The organism is uncultured Oscillibacter sp., assembly GCF_900544955.1.
GTDB lineage: Bacteria > Bacillota > Clostridia > Oscillospirales > Oscillospiraceae > Oscillibacter.
Window position 1 is genome coordinate 1 of the sequence record NZ_UQXD01000044.1, and the last position, 19,260, is coordinate 19,260.

Sequence of the window (19,260 nt, forward strand, 5' to 3'; positions counted from 1 at the left end):
GCGACGTGACATTGCCCGGCGACCTGACCATTCCGGACGGCTTTGTGCTGACCGTCCCGGAGGGGAACACCCTCACCAACGGCCACACCCTCACCAACGACGGCCAGATCCTGGGCGGCGGCACGCTGACGGGCGGCGGCGTATTTACCGGCAGGGGCGTCTACACCCTGAAAGTCGCCCGCGCCCTCGCCCCGCTCACGGCGGCCGGCGTCACGCAGACCAGCGTGACCCTGAACGCGGTGCCCACCCCCCTGGGGGGCGGGACGGTGCAGTACGCGAAAAACACCACCGGCGCGGTCCCGGCGGACGGCTGGCAGGCCGGATGGACCTTTGACGGTCTGACGGCGGGCACGACCTACTATTTCTTCGCCCGGGTGGCCGGGGACGGGATCTACCAGGAGGCCGTCTCCTCCGCCCTCCTGGTCCAGACCGCCAACGGCTCCTCCGGCGGCGATTCCGACGACGGCCCCAGCTTCACGGACGAGGCCCTCCGCGCCATTCGGAACGCCGGGGACGGCGGCACGGTGAAGCTGACCCTGCCCTCCGGCGGCAAGCTCCCCGGCAAGGTGCTGGAGGCCGCGGCTGGGAAGGACATCACATTGGAGATCGACGCCGGGAACGGCGCCGCCTGGATTCTCCGGGGGACGGACATCCCCCGGGGCAGGCTGTCCGATTTGGATTTGAAGGTGGACACCAGGGCCCGCACCATCCCCGTGGACGTGCTCAACGCCCTGACCGGCGAGAAAACGGCCATGCAGCTGGAGCTGCGCCGCGACGGGCCCTTCGCCTTCCCCCTGACCCTCCGGCTGGAGGTGGGGAGGGAGAGCGCCGGGCTGTTCGCCAACCTCTACCGCTACGACGAGGCGGCCGAGACGCTGGCATACCAATCCACGGCGAAAATCGGCGCGGACGGCAGGGCGGATATCCCCTTCTCCCACGCCAGCAGCTACGCCGTGGTCATCGACCGGACGAGCCACGCCCCCGCGGCGCTGCCCTTCACCGATGTGGCGGAGGGCGACTGGTGCTATGACTCCGTCCGATTCGTCTTTCAGAAGGGCCTGATGATGGGCACCGCGGAGACCGCCTTCACGCCCGGCGGCCCGGTGACCCGGGGCATGGCGGCCACGGTTCTTTACCGTCTTGCGGGTTCCCCGCAAGACGGCGGGGAAGGCTCCGCCTTCCCCGATGTCCCTGCCTCCGCCTACTGCGCGGACGCGGTGCGCTGGGCGGCCTCCGCCGGTCTTGTCGGGGGCTACGCCGACGGCACCTTCCGCCCCGGCGATCCCGTCACCCGGCAGGCCCTGGCCGCCATGCTCTACCGATACGCCCGGCACCAGGGCTGGGACGTGAGCGCGGGAGAAACCACCGACATTCTGCGCTACACGGACGCCTCCGACGCGGCGGAGTGGGCCGTCCCGGCCCTCCGGTGGGCCTGCGGGGCCGGGATTCTCACCGGCACGGCGGACCACCGCCTCGCCCCCCGGGCCGGGGCCACCCGCGCCCAGCTCGCCGCCGTCCTGACGCGGCTGGCGGGGAACTAGGCCCGCCGGGCAGAGACCGGCGGGCCCCGGGAGACCGGCATCCAAGACCCTTTGGAGAGGGGGCGCCCCCTCTCCACGCGCCTACCCGTAGGCGCGCCGAACGCTCCGGCCCGCCGGGCCGGAGCGAGAAAAAAGGAGGAAACACACCATGACAGGCCGAGAAAAAAGACGAGTCCTCTCCCTGACGCTCTCCCTGGTCCTGCTGCTGGGGCTGCTGCCCACGTCCGCGCTCGCGTACGGCCTCCGCGTTGACCCCAGCTGGTATTCAACTTCTTCTAGTAACGCTTCGCTGGACTACATCGAGATATATGGCGGCGATGCCGGTGGCCCATATGGGGTGCTGGAACAGGCAGGGCCTTGCGTAGTCAGCAGTCACGTGCGCATCGTGGGCGGCAGCGCCGGCACATCCTTCGACGGCAAAAGACAGCCCGGCAACGCCGCCAGACTCTCTGCAAACGACGACGGCGTTTTGCTGACGGTGAAGGGCCCCTTCTCCATGGCCTCCGGCATGACGGACGGCATCACGGAGGGCGGCGACGCCGTTTACTACGGATACGCCCTCAGCGCGCCCGAAATCGAGCTGGTCCGCAACAGCGGGGCCATCAACTTCAGCCTACCGACGCTGCACGTGGGCGACGGCGACACGGCGCTCCGCCTGAGCGACACGCCCGCCAACCGCGATTCCGACAGGGGTGACGGGGTGTATATCGGCGAAGCTCGTCTGGGCGGCGGCAGCCTGACGGTGACGGGGGTGGCCGGCAAGACCGGAGACGCCTGGATCAACACGCTCCTCCTGACCGGCGGCGGGACGTTTGACGACACCGCCAACCCCATCGGCCTGGGCACGCTGGCCCTGGACGGCGGGGAGCTGAACGGGCGGAACTGGAGCGGAATCATCGACCATGCCTACGAGGACCCCTCCATTGTCCTGGCTGACGGCGGCGGGACGTTCCGCCTGGACCGTGACGCCGCCCTGAGCCACACCCTCACCGGGGCGGGCGCGCTGACAAAGGCGGGGACGGGCCTGCTGCGGCTCACCGGGACCAACACCCATTCCGGCGGCACCGCCGTGGAGGACGGCACGCTGGTGCTGGACAGCGCCGCGGCCGCGGGGACCGGCGCCGTCACCGTCGCAGAGGGCGCGGGCCTGGAGCTCGCCTTTGCGGGCGAGTTTCCAAACGACATCGCCGGGGCGGGCAGCCTGGTCATTGATCCCGGCGCCGGGGGCGAGACCGTCCTGGGCGGGGACATCGCCTGCAAGACCCTTACGGTCCGTTCCGGCGGCGTGAAGCTGACCGGCACGCTGGCCTGCGAGAGAATCGAAACCTGGGACGACAGCACGTTCACCCTGAAAGATGGGAGCACCCCCATCGTCATCGAGCCGAAGAGCCATACCGTGACGGCGGGCGAGGCGCCCCAGACCCCGGCGGCGGGCGTCCACTACACTGTCGAAAATCTCGGGGGCAGGACCCTGACCGGCAGCATGGCCATGCGGTATGTCAGCGGCGGCTTTGCTTCGCCCAGCCCCATCGACATCCGCACATACGCGCCCGGCGTCTACGGGGCGGACGCCATTCGCGCCGAGTTCTCCGGCGTCACAGCGGCGGACGGAACGCCGGTGGTGTTCCACATCAGCCAAAAGCCCACCGTGACGGTTGCGGCGCCCTCCGGCAGTTCCGGCGGCTCCGGCAATTCCGGCGGCTCCGGCGATTCCGACGACGGCCCCAGCTTCACGGACGAGGCCCTCCGCACCATTCGGAACGCCGAGGACGGCGGCACGGTGAAGCTGAACCTGCCCTACGACGGCAAGCTCCCCGGCAAGGTGCTGGAGGAGGCGGCGGGCAGGGACATCACCCTGGAACTCCGCGCCGGGACCGGCGCCGCCTGGATTCTCCAGGGGACGGACATCCCCCAGGGCAAGCTGTCCGACCTCAATTTGAAGGTGGACACGGCAGCCGATACCATCCCCGTGACCGTGCTCAACGCCCTCACCGGGGAGAAAACGGCCATGCAGCTGGAGCTGCGCCACGACGGGCCCTTCGGCTTCCCCCTGACCCTGCGGCTGGAGGTCGGGACGGAGAGCGCCGGGCTGTTCGCCAATCTCTACTACTACGACGAGACGGCCAGGGCGCTGGAATACCAGTCCACGGCCAAGATCGGCGCGGACGGCAAAGCGGACATCCCCTTCTCCCACGCCAGCAGCTACGCCGTGGTCATCGACCAGACGAGCCACGCCCCCGCGGCGCTGCCCTTCACCGATGTGACAAAGGGCGACTGGTGCTATGACGCCGTGGCGTACGTCTACGGCGCGGGCCTGATGATGGGGACCACGGAGACCGCCTTCGGCCCCGCCGGGGCCGTGACCCGCGCCCAGGTGTGGACGGTGCTGGCCCGGCTGGACGGCGCCGACACCAGCGGCGGCGCCCCCTGGTACGCCCCCGCCCAGGCCTGGGCCGTGGAGAAGGGCGTCAGCGACGGCACGAATCCGGACGGCCCTGTCACCCGGGAGCAGCTCGTCACCATGCTCTACCGCTACGCCCAGAGCGCGGGCAGGGACGTGAGCGTGGGCGGGGATACCAACATCCTCAGCTATACGGACGCCTTCGACGTGGCGGAGTGGGCCATCCCGGCCTTCCAGTGGGCCTGCGGGAGCGGCATCGTCAGCGGCACCAGCGGCGCCACCCTCTCCCCCCGGGCCGGGGCCACAAGAGCCCAGCTCGCCGCCATCCTCCAGCGTTTTTCCATCGGGATGGTATAATTGCGCGAAACCGAACGGGGGCGGCGCCATCAGACGCCGCCCCGTTCCCTTGCCATCGGCGCGTAATTGGGGTGGAAGGAGCGAAATGCGTCTCAAGCTGAGACGCACGAAACGGACCGGCCGGGGCAGGCAGCCGCCTGCCCCGGCTTAAAACTTCGTTCCCAGCGGCATCCCGATGGTATAATGGAAACTACAGGGAGTCGAGGGGGATGCAACTGCTGCACATGGTAACGATAGAGGATTTGGTCCCACAGGAGCATTTTCTGCGCAAACTGGAAACTGCTTTAGACCTATCATTTGCATATGTTCCTGAAACCCATGCCAAGGATACCAGCAAAAAAATCCGGGCGGTGTTCCGTGCGAAAGGCATGTCCGGCGCGCGGCTCTCCGCGCAGATACCCTACGGCTATCTGAAAGGCGAGGACGGCAAGCTGGTACGCGACGAGGAGACCGCGCCGGTGGTTGAGCTGATTTTTCAGCTTGCCGTCGAGGGCAACAGCCCCGGCAAAATCGCCCGTATGCTCCGGGAGCGCAAAAACGTCACCCCCGGTACAGCAGACGCTGAACGTCAAGAGCTTTCTAGAAATCGTTCACAGCTACATAGAGCCGGACACCTTGACGCCCGACATTCTCCATGAGTTTGTGGAAAAAATCGTGGTTCACGCGCCCGATAAATCCAGCGGACACCGCACCCAGCAAGTTGACATCCACTATAATTTTGTGGGCGGATTGAGCTTTCCCGCGAAATTGCAAAAAGAGAGACGGCGTGATATGCCGTAGCACATCACGCCGTCTCCCCGGAGTGAAAAACCTCTTTATGCACACACTCCATTGCGGTTACGGGGTTTCTCATTGGAGGTGACACCCGGATTTGAACCGGGGAATCAGGGTTTTGCAGACCCTTGCCTTACCACTTGGCTATGTCACCGTGGGATCATTTATATTATATGCGGCTTTTACGAAAAAGTCCACATTTATTTTTGAGATTTGAATACCCACACCTTGCGACAAGTGTGGGTATTCAAATTGGAGCGGGCAACGAGGCTCGAACTCGCTACCTCCACCTTGGCAAGGTGGCGCTCTACCAGATGAGCTATGCCCGCATATGGTGCCCAGAGCCGGAATCGAACCAGCGACACGTGGATTTTCAGTCCACTGCTCTACCAACTGAGCTATCTGGGCAAGTCTTTGCCCGCGCCGAAACGGCAGGGCTGGGGAATCGCAACCCCAAAAGGGACCCACGAGATGGCATAACCATCTCGTGGGAGATGGCGACCCGGAACGGGCTCGAACCGTCGACCTCTAGCGTGACAGGCTAGCGTTCTAACCAACTGAACTACCGGGCCATATAATAACTGTGGTGGGAACAACTGGACTCGAACCAGTGACCCCCTGCTTGTAAGGCAGGTGCTCTAACCAGCTGAGCTATGCTCCCGGGTTGCCGTTTTCGTCAGACGGCAAAAGTTATTATACGCAAAAGACGCCCCTCTGTCAACCCTAATTTCAAATTTTCTCGCTTTTTTTCCGCAGGCCCGCCAGCAGTCCCTCCAGGTCCGCCTTGGTGAAGGTCTGCACGTTGTCGCAGAAGCGGCAGGTCAGCTCCGCCTGGCCCTGCTCCTCCAAAATCTGCTCCAGCTCCTCCGGCCCCAGGCTGATGAGGGCCCGCTCCATCCGGTCCCGGCTGCAGTCGCACCGGTAGGCGATGGGGCTCCTCTCCAGAATGTCCAGCTCAAAGTCCGCCAGGGCCGTTTTCAGCATGGCCTCCGGGTCGTCCTTCCCCTTTAGCAGCTCCGTCACGGCGCCGGCGGCCATCAAGCTGCCCTCCACCCTGGAGATCACGTCCTCCCCGGCGCCGGGGAGGAGCTGGATGAGGTAGCCCCCCGCCGCCAGCACGCTCTGGTCACGGTCCACCAGGACCCCCAGACCGCAGGCGGTGGGAATCTGCTCCGACTCCACGAAGTAGGCCGCCAGGTCCTCGGCGATCTCTCCGCCCAGCAGGCCCACGCTGCCCACGTAGGGCTCCTTCATGTGCAGGTCCCGGATGACGGTCAGCGTGCCCGCGCCGCCCACGGCGGCGCCCACGTCCAGCTTGCCGTCGCCGCGCAGGGGCAGGTCCACCGACGGATTGTCCACCGTGCCCCGGACGTTGCCCAGGTTGTCCGACACCGCCAGAAGGGTGCCCAGAGGGCCGCCGCCCTTGATTTGCAGCGTCAAACTGGCGCCGTCCCCCTTCAGGGCGTTGCCCATCATGGAACAGGCCGCCAGCGTCCGCCCCAGGGCCGCCGTGGCCACCGGAAGCGTCCGGTGAATCTGCCGCGCCCGCTCCGTCAACTCCCGGGTGGACACCGCCGCCGCCTTCACAAGGCCGTCTTTGCTGATGGCCCGCACCAACTGATCGCTCATGCTCGTCTCTCCTTTATTCCGCCGGCCGGACCGCCGTCACGATCCACCGGTCCTCGTCCTCTCTCGGGGGGCGGGACGTGAGGTCCCCGGAGAGGGTGATCTCCCCAAAGCCCGCCTCCCGCAAACAGGCCTCCAGCTGCTCCGCCGTCCAGGCCCGCTCCCGGTGCTCCTCAAACTCCCGGTCCCAGGCGCCGTCCTCCCGGAGGCGGAACAAATCCACCTGGTAGGTACACACCTGGGTCCGTTGGGAGAAAAAGGTCCGCCACACGCAGACGCTCTCCTCCGTCTCGTCCATATACAGCTGCCCGTCCATCCGCCGCAGTTTCCAGGGGGTGTTCACGTCAAAGAGGAACAGCCCGCCGGGCCGCAGCCACCGGTAAACCCGGCGGAAGGTCTCCCGCAAGTCCCGCTCCCGGGTGAGGTAGTTCAGGGAGTCCAGGGTGGACACGGCGGCGTCCACCGGCCGGAGCAGCCGCAGCCGGGGCATGGCCTGGTGCAGGAACAAAGGCGGCTGCCCGGGAAGGGCCGCCGCTTTTGCCATGGCCTGGGTCAGCATCTCCTCGGAGCCGTCGGTGGCGGTGACCTGATAGCCCCGCTCCGCCAGCAGGCAGGCGATGGTGCCGGTGCCGCAGGCCAGGTCCAGCACCGTCTGCGCGCCCCGCCGGCGGAGCTGCCGGTCCAGAAACGCCGCCCGCCGGCGGTAGCTGCCGTCGGCCATCAGGGCGTCGTAGCTGCCGGCCAGGGCGCCGTAGCTGCTCATTTCTTCCGCTCCTTGGTCCGCTGAAAGATCTTGGCATAGGCGCCGGTACCGTAGCTCAGCGACCGGTTCACCCGGCTGATGGTGGCGCTGGAGGCCCCGGTGCGCTCCAGAATCTCGTTGTAAATCATCCCGTCGTCCAGCAGGGAGGCCACCTCGAAGCGCTGCTCCATGGACCGCAGCTCCGACACGGTGCACAGGTCCTGGAAAAAGTCGTAGCACTCCTGCTCGTCCTTCAGCTGCAAAATGGCCTTGTACAGCTGATCGTTCTTCTCTTTCTTGCCGATTTTGACCATATCTAAGCCCTTTCTCAAAAAGCCGCAAAAATGGGCGGCACATCGTCCTCTGTTTTGATTTTAGCATTGTACTGCGTGAAAGTAAAGGGCCTTTCCCGCAAAATTTTTCACGCTTTAAAGCACGGCCGTCTTCCGCACCCCCCGCCGCCTCTCGGCATAGGCTGGAGCAAAGGGAATTTCCAGGGAGAGGAGTTCGTTCCATGAAAAAAGGTCTGGCAGAGCTGCATACGGAGCCCTTCACGGCGGAGCGGGAGTGGGCCGTGGAGGGCATTCCCGTTCTCACGGCGTCGGTGTCCCTGCCCCAGCCGGTGGGGGAGGAGGGGGGCGTCTCCCGGCGCATCCGGCGGTACTACCGCCTCCAGTGCCGGGCCTTTCTGCGGTACTGTGAGCTGTTCCTCCTGCCCTGGGCGGCGGAGGCGTATCGGGCGGCCCTGGCGGCCAGCGCCCCCCTGCCCTGCTTCCGGGCGGAGCTGAGCTACCGCGTCACCTACAACCAGGGCGGGCTGTGGAGCCTGTACACCCAGTCCCGGGAGGTGACGGTGCCGGGACAGACCCTGGTGACCCGCCGGGGGGACACCTGGGACCTGGGTACTGGGTATCCGGCGGCCCCGGCCGCCTTCTTCCAGCCCCGGACCCCCTGGAAGCGGCGGCTGCTGGCCGCGGCGGCGGCGGAGATCCAGCGCCAGGAGGCGGCCGGGACGGCCCGCTACCGGGAGGACTGGAGGCGGCGGCTGCGGCGGGCCTTCAACCCCCAGAACTTCTATCTCACCGACCAGGGTCTGGTGTTCTTCTTTCCCATGTACGCCCTGGCCCCGGCGGTGGAGGGCGTGCCCGCCTTTCTCCTGCCCTACGGCAGCGAGGGGCTGCGGCAGCTCGCCCCGGAGGGGGAGGCCCCGGCACCCTGAGCCGCCGGGGCGGAACACAGGCATTCCCGCCGCGGCAAAAGCGCCGCCCGCCCATCGCTGTGATGGGCGGGCGGCGCTTTTCATCGGGTCCGGGCGGGGGAGGCGGCTCACTTGGCCGCCTTCTCCCCCACGGCGCACCGCACCACCATGCCGGTGAGGGCAAAGAGGGCGATGGCGTTGGGAATGACCATCAGCTGGTTGAACATGTCGGACAGCTCCCACACCAGGTCGTTGGAGGCCAGGGTGCCCAGGAAGACGAACACCAGGGCGATGACGGTGTAGACCACGGTACAGGTCTTGGTGGACTTCCGGCCGAAGAGGTACACCGCGTTGATCTTGCCGAAGAGGTTCCAGCCCAGGATGGTGGAGAAGGCGAAGAAGAACAGGCAGATGGCCACGAAGGCGGCGCCCAGCCCCTCCCCGAAGACCACGCCGAAGGCGGTCTGGGCCAGGTTGGCCTTGCCGATGGTCTCGGTGACGGCGCCGGTGTAACCGTGCTCCAGAATGCCGCCGGGGGTGTAGAGGGTGGAGATGATGACCAGGGCGTTGAGGGTCAGCACCACGAAGGTGTCGATGAACACGCCGACCATGGCCACCACGCCCTGGTCGTGGGGGGTGGCGACGTTGGCCAGGGCGTGGGCGTGGGGGGTGGAGCCCATGCCGGCCTCGTTGGAGAACAGGCCTCGCTTGGCGCCCTGGCTGAGAGCGATCTTCAGCGCGGCGCCGAAGCCGCCGCCGATGATGGCCTGGGGCTGGAAGGCGTACTTGAAGATCATGCCGAAGGTGGCGGGGACATACTGGATGCGCATCACCAGCACCGCCAGGCCCCCCAGGATGAACAGCGCCGCCATGATGGGCACCACCTTCTCCGTGACGGAGGCCAGGCGCTGCACGCCGCCCAGGAAGATCACGGCGCAGATGGCCACCAGCGCCACGCCCACGATCCAGGACGGGATGCCGAAGGCGGTTTCAAAGGTGGAGCCGATGGAGTTGGACTGGACCATGCAGCCGAAAAAGCCCAGGGCCAGGATGATGGCCACGGCGAAGAAGCCCGCCAGGAATTTGCCGAAGCCGCCGCGGAAGGCGGTGGTGATGTAGTACACGGGGCCGCCGTGGATGCTGCCGTCCTCTTTCTTCACCCGGGTCTGCTGGGCCAGGGTGGCCTCGGCATAGATGGTGGCCATGCCGAAGAAGGCGATGATCCACATCCAGAAGATGGCGCCGGGGCCGCCGGTGAGGATGGCGCCGCTGGCGCCCACGATGTTGCCGGTGCCCACCTGGGCGGCGATGGCGGTGGCCAGGGCCTGGAAGGAGCTCATGCCGTTCTTCTGCTTGCGGCCGTTGAGGGACAGGCTGCCGAAGACCCGTTTCATCCCCTCGCCGAAGCAGCGGACCTGCACGAAGCGGGTCTTGACGGTGTACCACAGGCCCACGGCCAGCAGCAGCGCAACCAGGATATAGTCGGACAGATACGCGTTGACGGTTTGCACGATTGACAGTAACATTGGTTTCCCCTCCAAAAAAAATAACGGAACAGCCGCAGCCGCTCCGAAAAAGAAAGCACAGGTGCCCGCAGGCATGCTCCGCCCGCGGTTCCCCACTCTGTCCTTTTACCTGAGAGATTCAGCGGCAGCGCCGCCTTGCACCTTCGGTCCTCATGATTGAGCTTCTCCAGAGCCACATCCATTCCTAGTCCTCACCCGTCCGCCGGGTGCCTGAGAGTTTTACTCCTTCGGCAGGCTTTCGCCATTCCCCTAGAAACTTCATCTGCCTGTATCCAATTGTGCTATCACCTTACCATGCCCCGCCGGGATTGTCAATAGCATTTTTCGACAGTCTGTCCGTCCCAGGGGGACGGACGGCCTCTTCCAGGCAGACAGCCGGGGGGCCTCCGCCCCCCGCTTGCTCACTGGCCCACCATGATCTCCAGAATCTCCTCGTCGGTGCGGCGCATCCCCTGCCGGGCCAGCCGTCCCACGTTGCCGATGGTGTTCTCCACGCCCTTGCAGACGATGCCCTCCCCGTCCACAAACTGGTGGCCTCCCCGGCAGTACATGTGGTAGCCCATCAGCCCCGCGTCCACGGCGGCGGCGATCTTGGCGGCGCAGGAGGGCTTGGCCCCGTCGCAGATCATGCCGGAGCAGATGGCCAGGGTGTTGGCGATGGTGTGGGCGATGACCTTGTACCCGCCGCCCTGGAGGTAGGCGACGCCCGCCGCCGCGCCGCACCCGGCGCTGACGGCGCCGCAGAAGGCGGACAGCCGCCCGATGCCGGTCTTCTGGTGGATGGTCACCAGGTCCGCCACCGCCAGGGCCCGGTGGAGCAGCTCCTCGGAGCTGCCCAGCGCCCGGGCGTACTCGATCACCGGCAGAGAGGCGGTCATGCCCTGGTTGCCGCTGCCGGAGACGATGACCACCGGCAGCTCGCAGCCGCTCATCCGGGCGTCGGACCCGGCGGCGGCCGCCGCCTTGGCCCGCACCGCCACGCCGTCGCCGTACGTGTCCAGCAGGGTCCGGCCGATCTCGGCCCCCCAGCCGCCCTTCAGCCCCTCGGCGGCGATGGCGCTGTTATAGGCGATCTGCCGCCCCAGCACCGCGGCGGTGTCCCGGACGTCCAGGCAGTCGGCAAAGCGGACGATCTCCTCCACGCTGAGCACGGAGCGGTCCGTCTGCTCCCCCCGGCTGCCGGCGGACGTCCCCTGAAAGAGCACCTCCTCGTCCCGCTGGACGCGGACGATGTTGGTGTGGCTGTCCGCGATCTCGCAGCAGGCGGAGTGGCCCGCCGCCTCCACCGTCACGTTGATGAAGAACACCCGGTCCCCGGTGGCAGCCACCACCCGGATGGGACAGCGCTCCAGCAGCTCCCGGATGGCGGCGGCGCCCTCCGCCGTCACCTGGGAGAGCACCTCCAGCTCCAGCTCCGGCCGGCCCGCCGCCAAACCCGCCGCAGCGGCGGCCTCGATGCCCTTGAGGCCGCCGGTGTTGGGCACCGTCACGGCCTTCACGTTTTTGAGAATGTTGCCGCTGACCTCCACCCGGCACTGCCGGGGCGCCGCGCCCAGGGCCTCCCGGGCCCGGGCCGCCGCCAGGGCGATGGCGATGGGCTCCGTACAGCCCAGGGCGGGGATCAGCTCCTCCTGCAAAATCCGCACGTAGCTCTCATAATGGGGCGTTTTTTCCATAGGACTCCCTCCTTGCCGGGCTTCGCCGGCCTCGCTCCGCCGCCGGGCGCCTCAGCCCAGCAGCACATCCAGCAGCATCATGACCAGAAAGCCCGCCATCACGCTGGCGGTGCCGGCGTGGGAGTGCTCCCCCAACTGGGCCTCCGGAATCAGCTCCTCCACCACCACGTAGATCATAGCCCCGGCGGCAAAGGACAAAATCCAGGGCATGACGCCGGCCACGCTGCCCGCCACCAGCACCGTCAGCAGGCCGAACAGCGGCTCCACCACGCCGCTGGCGGCGCCGCAGAGGAAGGCCTTTCCCGTCCCCACGCCCTGGGACTTCATGGGCAGCGACACCGCCGCCCCCTCCGGAAAGTTTTGCAGCCCCATGCCGATGGCCAGCGCCACCGCCCCCGCCAGGGCGCCGGGCGCTGTGTCCCGGGCCGCCACGGAGAAGCTCAGCCCCACGGCCATGCCCTCCGGAATGTTGTGCAGCGTCACCGCCAGAACAATCATGGTGGTGCGCTTCCAGTGGGCGGGCAGGCCCTCGGCCTCGCTGCTGCCGATGTGCAGGTGGGGCAGCAGGCCGTCCAGCAGCATCAAAAAGAGGCCGCCCAGGATGAAGCCGCCGCCCACCGGCGCCAGCACCCCCTGTCCCGCTGCCTCCGCCATATCCATGGCGGGGATCAGCAGCGACCACACCGACGCGGCGATCATCACCCCGGCGGCAAATCCCAGGAACACCTTCTGCGTGGTGTGGGACATCTCCTTGCGGAAGAAAAACACCGTGGCCGCACCCAGCACCGTGGCAAGGCAGGTAAAGCCCGTGCCCAGGGCGGCGTACAGCAATTCCTTTTCCAGCATGTCTCGTCTCCTCCCCTCAGGTCTCGGCGGGCCACAGGATGTCCCGGGCCACCGGCGTGTAGAACAGCCGCTCCACCGCCTCCCGCTCCCGGGTCCGGCCCAGAATCCACATCAGCTTCGCCACCACCGCCTCGGTGGTCATGTCGTAGGCCTCCAGCACCTGGCAGTCGCTTTTCAGCCGAAAGCCCACGTGGTACACGCCCAAGTCGCTGCCCTCATTGGCCACCTGGGTGGTGAGGACCACGAATTTCCCCGCCGCCGTCCAGCGGCGGACGCACTCGTAAAACCCGCCCTCCTCCGGCAGGCCGCCCACGCCGAAACTCTCGATGATGAGGGCGTCGCTGCGCTGCAGCAAAAAATCCGCCTGGGCCCGGTCCGCCCCGGGCACCAGCTTCAAAAGGGCCACGCGGGTGTCCAGCGCGTCGTAGAACACCGGCGCGGCGGCGCAGTCCTGGCGGATATACCGCAGCAGCACCCCGTCCCGCAGAACCCCCAGGTCGGGGTAGTTGATGCTGGAGAAGGCTTGGAAGCTCTTGGACCGGGTCTTTCTGGCCCGGGTGCCCAAAATCACCCGGCTGTTGAACACGATGGACACCCCGGGCATGTCCTCCGCCGCGCAGCGGAAGGCGTCCGTCAAATTGATCTTGGAGTCCGTGGAATCGAAGCCGATGGGCTTCTGGGCTCCGGTGAGGACGATGGGTTTGGGGCTCTGCTGGATGAGGTAGCTCAGCGCCGCCGCCGTGTAGGCCATGGTGTCGGTGCCGTGGGTGAGCACGAAGCCGTCGTAGCCGTCGTAGTGGTCCCGGATGCACCGGGCCATCTCCAGCCAGTGGGCCGGGGTGATGTTGGTGCTGTCCAGGTTCAGCAGCTGGAGGCAGTCCGCCTCGCAGACGGCGGAGAGGGCGGGCAGGTGGGACAGGAGCTGCTCCGTGGTCAGCTCCGGCGCCAGGCCGTTTTCCGTCACCTCGGAGGCGATGGTGCCCCCGGTGCCGATCAGTAAAATCCGCTTCATCCGCCTCACCCCAGGTCCCGGTGATCCAGCGCCGCCAGTCCGAACCGGACGGCCTGGGTCACCTGCTCCCGCTCCGCCTCCGTCTTGGCCGCCGCCCACCGAAGCCGCAGCTCCCGGAGGAACAGCCCCCGGAGGGAGTCCTCCTCCGCCCGGCGCCAGATGTCCTCCGCCATGCGGGTGCCGTCCCGGATTTCCAGGGCGTAAAACCGCTCCGCCAGGGACTCCTCCAATGCGGCGGCGTCCACGCCGCCCTCCCCGGTCTCCCCGGTGAGGAGGATGCGGTAGAGGTGGCGGGCAGTGTCCTGGGGCAGAGCGGCCTCGACGGCGGCCCGGGGGTCCCGCCCCGTCACGTCCACCTCCAGCCGCTCATACCGACGCCAGGCGAAGGGCACAAAGTCCAGCGAGACGGCGCCGCCGTCCACCCGCCCCCGGTAAAAGCCCTTCTCTCCCAGCTCGTCGAAGCCCCGGCCCTCCAGGCAGCCGGGCCAGGCGCACAGGGTGGCCCCCAGGCGCAGCGGCTCCGTCCGCCGGTGGATGTGGCCCAGGGCCAGGTAGGCAAGGCCGGAGGCGGCAATCTCCTCCCGGCGGACGGGGTTGTACCGGGCCTCCGCCGGGTCCACCTCCCCGTGGAGCAGCCCCAGGTGCACCCGCCCGTCCGCCGGGGCGGAAAAGCCCGCCAGCAGCCCCGCCGCCTGCTCCGGTGCGGTGAAGGCCGCCCCGTGGACCACGGCGTTCCACTCCGGCAACTCCACCGCCGTCATCCGGCTCTCCCGGAAGATGTGGACGTTCTCCGGCCAGCGCAGGGCGGCGTAGGGGCTGCCCGGGCCGTACCAGTCGTGGTTGCCCGGGGCGAGGAAGACCCGGGCCTCCATCTGCCCCAGGGCCTGCGCCAGCTGCTCCCCGGTCTCCCGGAAGGCGCCGCCGCTGTCGAACAGATCCCCCGCCAGCAGCACCAGGTCAATGCCCTGGCGGTTCACGTAGTCCGCCAGGCGGAAGACGGCCTCCCGCCCCTCCCGCCGCCGGGCCGCCGCCTGCCGGGCGGGCAGCGCCCCAAAGGCGCTGTCCAGGTGGAAATCCGCCGCATGAATGAATTGGAACATAGGGTCCTCCCTCTCCCTCCCCGCCGGAAGGGGGTTTTCCGGGGGAGACGGCGTCTCCCCCGGTTCTCCCGCCGGAGCGGGCGGGGCGGCTTTCACCGCCCCGCCTCCGCCGGGGGCGTCTCCTCGCGGGGCTTGCACACGTCCACCCACCCGGCGAAGTTGGACGCGCACCGCTCCAGCTCCTCGCAGGTCAGCTCGATGGCGCTGGCGTCGCTGCCGGCGGCGGGAAACACGGTCTCAAACCGCCGCAGCGACACGTCCAGGTACGCCTTCACATTCTCCGGCAGGGCGAAGGGGCACACGCCCCCCACGTCGTGGCCGATGAGGGTGTGGGCCTCCTCGTGGGTCAGCATCTTGGCCTTGGTGTGGAACTGGGCCTTGTAGCGGCTGTTGTCCACCTTGGCGTCCCCCGCCGCCACAATGACGATGGGCTCCTCCCCCACCTTGAAGCTCAGGCTCTTGGCGATGCGGGCACCCTCCACCCCCACCGCCACCGCCGCCAGCTCCACCGTGGCGGAGGAGACGTCGAACTCCCGGATGCGGTCCGCCACGCCCAGGGGCTCCAGATATGTGCGTACACGTTCAATCGACATGATCGTTCTCTCCTTTTTCTGTTTCCCTCACCGGATCTCCACCCGCTCCACGGCGGTGCACAGCCCGGTGGCGCCGTCCAGGGTAAACACGGCGCCCTGGAGCTTGCAGGGTCCCTCGGCGGAGCGATAGCGGCCGGGCAGGCCCCCCAAAAAGCTCTCCACCGACTGCCAGGGCTCGATGCCCAGCACGGATTCCGCCGGCCCGGTCATGCCCAGGTCCGTCAGGTAGCCGGTACCCTTGGGATACACCCGCTCGTCAGCGGTGGGCACGTGGGTGTGGGTGCCCCACAGGGCGGACACCCGCCCGTCCAGATAGTACCCCATGGCCAGCTTTTCGCTGGTGGCCTCGGCGTGGAAATCCACCAGGGTGAAGTCCGCCTCCGCCTCCGCCAGCAGCCGGTCCGCCGCGGTGAAGGGGTTGTCCGCCCCCCAGCTGAGGCCGCACCGGCCGATGAGGTTCACCACCCGCACCCGGACGGCTCCCAGGTCGAAGACCTCCCAGCCGTGGCCCGGGGCCCGGCCGGTGAAGTTGGCGGGGCGCAGCAGCCAGGGGCACTCCTCCAGAAACGGCCCGATCTGGCTCTTGCCGAAGGCGTGGTTCCCCAGGGTCACGGCGTCGGCCCCGGCGTCCCGGATGCGCTCCGCCTGGTCCCGGGTCAGCCCCACGCCGGAGGCGTTCTCCCCGTTCACCACGGTGAAGGCGATGTCCCTTTGCTTTTGCAGGGGCCGCAGGGACCGCTCCAGATGCCGCAGCCCCGGCTCCCCCACCACGTCGCCCACCGCCAGCACATGATACAGCAACGGCAGTTCCTCCTATTCCTATTCTCAAATAGGTAGTATACCAAATTCCCCGGAGTTTGGAAAGAAGCTGACGAAATTTTCGGCAGGCAGTTGCGCGGGTCTTATTTTATGCTTATAATAAGTCTGGTCATTATAATCTCTGATGAACAAACCGCAGGGCGGCGGCTTCACGCGGCAATGCCGCGCCACTCCATAAAAGCGGCTGAAAAGAGCCGCAGCCCCTGTCTCCGTGCGGAAACCCTCGCACTGGAACAAAGCCGAGGCTTTCAGCTTTGCTCCGCACGCAGGATCCGAAGATTTTCTGATTGCAGGAGGTGCCATTCACCATGGCAGTCAAGCTGGAACTGTACCGCGTGTTCAAGGAAGTCGCCGAGACGGGAAACATCTCCGTGGCGGCGAAAAACCTGTATATCTCCCAGTCGGCAGTGAGCCAGTCCGTCAAGCAGCTGGAGACGGCCCTCCAGGCCCGGCTCTTCGCCCGCAGCCCCCGGGGCGTCAGCCTCACCGGGGAGGGGCAGATGCTCTACCAGTATGTCCGCAGCGCCCTGGGCCTCATCGCCACCGGGGAGGACAAGCTCTCCCAGGCCCAGCAGCTGCTGCTGGGCTCCCTGGTCATCGGCGCCAGCGACACCGTGACCAGCTTCTTCCTCACCAGGTACCTGGACGCCTTCCACCGCCAGCATCCCGGCATCCGGCTGAAGATCGTCTCCGGCCGCAGCGCCAAGGTGCTGAGCATGCTGCGCTCCGGCGCGGTGGACATCGCCTTCGCCTCCTCCCCCGCCGACAGCAATCTGGAGAGCTGGTCCTGCTTCTCCACCCACTCCGTGTTCGTGGCGGGGGGCGGGTACGACTGCGACTTCGGCCACACCTACTCCCGGCAGGAGATCGCCGCCTTCCCCCTGATCCTGCTGGAACGGAAGGCCAGCAGCCGGGTGTTTCTGGAGCAGGAGTTTTTGAAATACGGCGTCACGCTGACGCCGGAGATCGAGCTCTCCTCCCGGAGCCTGCTGGTGTCCCTGGCCCGCATCGGGTTGGGGGTGGCGGGGGTGACGCTGGAATTCGTCCAGCGGTCCCTGGACGCCGGGGACATCCGCCTTTTGAAAACCGACTTCGACATCCCCGCCCGCAGCGTGGACATGTGCACCCTGCGGGACGTGACCCCCACCGCCGCCGCGGCCGCCTTCATGGAGATGGTCCGCCAGGGCACCCGGTAAGGGGGGCGGACCGTGGAACGCTTTCTGCTCCTGCTGGAGCTGGCGGGCACCCTGGCCTTCGCCGCCTCCGGCGCCATGACCGGCCTGGAGAAAAACCTGGACATCTTCGGCGTGGGCATTCTGGGCCTCACCACCGCCGTGGGGGGCGGCGTGATCCGGGACCTGATCCTGGGCAACACGCCCCCCGCCACCTTTCAGGACCCCATCTACGCAACCGTGGCCATTCTCACCTCCCTGGTGCTGTTTCTGCCCCGGGTGCGGCGGCTGCTCATGTGGGACCAGACCCTCTTTGACACCGCCCTGTTCTGGATGGACACGGCGGGCCTCGGCATCTTCACCGTCACGGGCATCCGCATCGCCTACGCCCACGCCCCCCGGCCCACGCTGTTCCTCCTGATCTTCGTGGGGGTGGTCACCGGCGTGGGAGGCGGACTGCTGCGGGACATGATGGCGGGGAACACCCCCTATATCTTCCGCAAGCACGTGTACGCCTCCGCCTCGCTGCTGGGGGCCGTCACCTGCGGCCTGCTGTGGCACTACGCCGGGGAGATGCCCTCCATGCTGGCGGGGGCCGGCGTGGTGGTGCTGGTGCGGTGCCTCTCCGCCCACTTCCGCTGGAACCTGCCCCGGGCCCGGGGCGACGGCTGCGGCCCGTGAACCAAGCGCCCCGCGCCCCTGTTTCCGTCCCGCTCTGCGGAGAACTGCAAAACGGCCGGCGCCCCGGCCCTCTAGGGGGGCCGGGGCGCTGCTTTGCAGAGAAGCCGTCAAAAAAGCTGCCGGACCGGCAGCTTTTTTGACGGCTGTTTTCGTCGGGCGGCTCAGCCCAGCTGCACCCGCTCCACGTCGGCGGGGTTTACCCGTATCACCGCCTCCGTCAGGCGGCCGGGGAGATACCGGCTGATTCTCCGGCTTTGAAGGTCCGCCAGCAGCTGGTCCTTGCAGGTCAGGGCAAACGCCAGGTCATCCCAGCCGCTCCAGTAGAGGCCGATCTCCTCCCGGTCCCCGTCCTCCGTCTCCCAGCAGTCGTCCCAGAATCCGATCTCCGGCCCGGCGCTCTCGTAGGTCAGCTCCAGCTCCAGAGTGTCCGGGGCCACCGTCTCGCTGGCCTCCACCCGGCCCGTCTCCCGCAGTTGGGAAAACAGATCGCCATCGCTGCTGGAGACGGACACCCGGCTCTCCGGCTCCAGCTCCACCGTCAGCCGCCGGGTTTGGGACACGGCCTGGTCCAGCAGCCGCTCCCCGCCGTAAGTAAAGGTGGACAGCTCCGCCAGCTGCACGCCGATGCCCACGCCCACCAGCAGCAGCCCGCTGCACAGAAGGCTCAGCATCGTCAGCTGAAAGCTCCGCTTATTCCCGCTCATCGTCTGTCCCCCTCTCTTCCTCCGCCGGGCACTCCATCAGGCCCTCCGCCGGCATGTCTCCGGCCGGGCGGGGCGCCCGCCGCCAAAACAAGCCGCTGCCCAGGCCCAGAATCCCCACGCAGCAGGACAGCCCGCCCAGGCAGCACAGCACCGCCCCCGCCAGGGGATACCCCTGGACCAGCAGCACCACCAGCAGCCCCAGGCACACCAGCGCCGCCATGCCCAGCCCGGCAAAGGGCACGGCGCACACCAGCAGCGCCCCGTTCCACACCAGCCGGACCGCCGCCCGGCAAATCCGGAACAGCCCCCGGCCCAGCTGCCGGAGCAGCCCTCCGCCGCCGGAGGCAACTCCCTCCCGTTTTTCCATCGTCTCCACCGCTTCGCTCTCCTCTCTCTTCTCTTGGACGGCTTCCTCCGCCCGGAGCCCGGCCCCGCGCAGCGGCAGGCGCTCCCGCCAGCCGCCGACCCACCCGGCCAGCCGCGCCCGCATCC

General features: G+C 67.6%; 19 protein-coding genes, 5 tRNA genes and 1 riboswitch. Of the genes, 7 read left to right on the forward strand and 17 right to left on the reverse strand.

The window, feature by feature from the left end:
• The 4 genes from QZS21_RS09640 to QZS21_RS11670 all read left to right on the forward strand — a co-directional run.
• Positions 1-1,541 (forward strand): S-layer homology domain-containing protein (locus QZS21_RS09640; protein ID WP_295582803.1); only part of this gene is annotated, 1,541 nt, incomplete at its 5' end.
• 148 nt (positions 1,542-1,689) lie between these two features.
• Complete coding sequence (locus QZS21_RS09645) at positions 1,690-4,299, forward strand: S-layer homology domain-containing protein (protein WP_295582805.1); 2,610 nt, start codon at positions 1,690-1,692, stop codon at positions 4,297-4,299.
• A 209-nt stretch (positions 4,300-4,508) separates the two neighbouring features.
• Entirely contained in the window at positions 4,509-4,937 is a 429-nt protein-coding gene (locus QZS21_RS09650; RefSeq protein WP_295582807.1) for a recombinase family protein, read from the forward strand.
• Complete coding sequence (locus QZS21_RS11670; protein WP_366557606.1) at positions 4,900-5,079, forward strand: DUF4368 domain-containing protein; 180 nt, start codon at positions 4,900-4,902, stop codon at positions 5,077-5,079. Before QZS21_RS09650 ends, QZS21_RS11670 begins: the two co-directional genes overlap by 38 nt.
• A gap of 73 nt (positions 5,080-5,152) precedes the next feature.
• On the opposite strand, the gene QZS21_RS09655 is transcribed toward QZS21_RS11670, so the two are convergent.
• The 8 genes from QZS21_RS09655 to QZS21_RS09690 all read right to left on the reverse strand — a co-directional run bounded on the left by QZS21_RS09655 (position 5,153) and on the right by QZS21_RS09690 (position 7,755).
• Positions 5,153-5,227 (reverse strand) — tRNA-Cys (locus tag QZS21_RS09655).
• A gap of 99 nt (positions 5,228-5,326) precedes the next feature.
• Positions 5,327-5,402 (reverse strand) — tRNA-Gly (locus QZS21_RS09660).
• 3 nt (positions 5,403-5,405) lie between these two features.
• Positions 5,406-5,481, reverse strand: a tRNA-Phe gene (locus tag QZS21_RS09665).
• Between the two features lie 87 nt (positions 5,482-5,568).
• Positions 5,569-5,645 (reverse strand) — tRNA-Asp (locus QZS21_RS09670).
• A gap of 12 nt (positions 5,646-5,657) precedes the next feature.
• Positions 5,658-5,734: transfer RNA gene (locus QZS21_RS09675), tRNA-Val, on the reverse strand.
• Between the two features lie 68 nt (positions 5,735-5,802).
• Positions 5,803-6,702 (reverse strand): Hsp33 family molecular chaperone HslO, encoded by a 900-nt coding sequence (gene hslO, locus QZS21_RS09680; protein ID WP_295582809.1) that lies wholly within the window; start codon positions 6,700-6,702, stop codon positions 5,803-5,805.
• 13 nt (positions 6,703-6,715) lie between these two features.
• Entirely contained in the window at positions 6,716-7,462 is a 747-nt protein-coding gene (locus QZS21_RS09685) for a class I SAM-dependent methyltransferase (protein WP_295582811.1), read from the reverse strand.
• Complete coding sequence (locus QZS21_RS09690; protein WP_295582838.1) at positions 7,459-7,755, reverse strand: YerC/YecD family TrpR-related protein; 297 nt, start codon at positions 7,753-7,755, stop codon at positions 7,459-7,461. The genes QZS21_RS09685 and QZS21_RS09690 overlap by 4 nt, the downstream gene beginning before the upstream one ends.
• Positions 7,756-7,955: 200 nt before the next feature.
• On the opposite strand from QZS21_RS09690, the gene QZS21_RS09695 reads away from it, so the two are divergent.
• On the forward strand, positions 7,956-8,660 hold the full coding sequence (locus tag QZS21_RS09695; protein WP_295582813.1) for an RsiV family protein: 705 nt from the start codon (positions 7,956-7,958) through the stop codon (positions 8,658-8,660).
• 107 nt (positions 8,661-8,767) lie between these two features.
• Here the strand turns inward: QZS21_RS09695 and QZS21_RS09700 are convergent, their stop codons facing one another.
• From QZS21_RS09700 to QZS21_RS09730, 7 genes are all read right to left on the reverse strand, one after another.
• The gene (locus QZS21_RS09700) at positions 8,768-10,165 is read right to left on the reverse strand and encodes a sodium:alanine symporter family protein (RefSeq protein WP_295582815.1); all 1,398 of its coding nucleotides are present in this window, start codon (positions 10,163-10,165) and stop codon (positions 8,768-8,770) included.
• 87 nt (positions 10,166-10,252) lie between these two features.
• Positions 10,253-10,345, reverse strand: a riboswitch (glycine riboswitch).
• 221 nt (positions 10,346-10,566) lie between these two features.
• Positions 10,567-11,841, reverse strand: a complete 1,275-nt coding sequence (locus QZS21_RS09705) for a serine dehydratase subunit alpha family protein (protein ID WP_295582817.1) — start codon at positions 11,839-11,841, stop codon at positions 10,567-10,569.
• 51 nt (positions 11,842-11,892) lie between these two features.
• Complete coding sequence (locus QZS21_RS09710; protein WP_295582819.1) at positions 11,893-12,687, reverse strand: ZIP family metal transporter; 795 nt, start codon at positions 12,685-12,687, stop codon at positions 11,893-11,895.
• Positions 12,688-12,703: 16 nt separating this feature from the next.
• Positions 12,704-13,699 carry an asparaginase gene (locus QZS21_RS09715; protein WP_295582822.1) on the reverse strand — a complete coding sequence of 332 codons (996 nt, stop codon included), beginning with the start codon at positions 13,697-13,699 and terminating at the stop codon, positions 12,704-12,706.
• A gap of 5 nt (positions 13,700-13,704) precedes the next feature.
• On the reverse strand, positions 13,705-14,799 hold the full coding sequence (locus QZS21_RS09720) for a metallophosphoesterase (RefSeq protein WP_295582824.1): 1,095 nt from the start codon (positions 14,797-14,799) through the stop codon (positions 13,705-13,707).
• A gap of 92 nt (positions 14,800-14,891) precedes the next feature.
• Positions 14,892-15,392 (reverse strand): YbaK/EbsC family protein, encoded by a 501-nt coding sequence (locus QZS21_RS09725; protein WP_295582826.1) that lies wholly within the window; start codon positions 15,390-15,392, stop codon positions 14,892-14,894.
• A 27-nt stretch (positions 15,393-15,419) separates the two neighbouring features.
• Positions 15,420-16,193, reverse strand: coding sequence for a TIGR00282 family metallophosphoesterase (locus tag QZS21_RS09730; RefSeq protein ID WP_295582828.1), 774 nt, complete (start codon positions 16,191-16,193; stop codon positions 15,420-15,422).
• A gap of 326 nt (positions 16,194-16,519) precedes the next feature.
• Between QZS21_RS09730 and QZS21_RS09735 the strand changes: the two genes are divergently transcribed.
• Together QZS21_RS09735 and QZS21_RS09740 are read left to right on the forward strand one after the other, a co-directional pair.
• Positions 16,520-17,407 carry a LysR family transcriptional regulator gene (locus QZS21_RS09735; protein WP_295582831.1) on the forward strand — a complete coding sequence of 296 codons (888 nt, stop codon included), beginning with the start codon at positions 16,520-16,522 and terminating at the stop codon, positions 17,405-17,407.
• Between the two features lie 12 nt (positions 17,408-17,419).
• On the forward strand, positions 17,420-18,064 hold the full coding sequence (locus tag QZS21_RS09740; RefSeq protein WP_295582833.1) for a trimeric intracellular cation channel family protein: 645 nt from the start codon (positions 17,420-17,422) through the stop codon (positions 18,062-18,064).
• 161 nt (positions 18,065-18,225) lie between these two features.
• Here the strand turns inward: QZS21_RS09740 and QZS21_RS09745 are convergent, their stop codons facing one another.
• Both QZS21_RS09745 and QZS21_RS09750 read right to left on the reverse strand, forming a co-directional pair.
• Complete coding sequence (locus QZS21_RS09745) at positions 18,226-18,768, reverse strand: hypothetical protein (protein WP_295582835.1); 543 nt, start codon at positions 18,766-18,768, stop codon at positions 18,226-18,228.
• Positions 18,755-19,260 (reverse strand): hypothetical protein (locus QZS21_RS09750; RefSeq protein ID WP_295582837.1); only part of this gene is annotated, 506 nt, incomplete at its 5' end. The genes QZS21_RS09750 and QZS21_RS09745, both read right to left, overlap by 14 nt.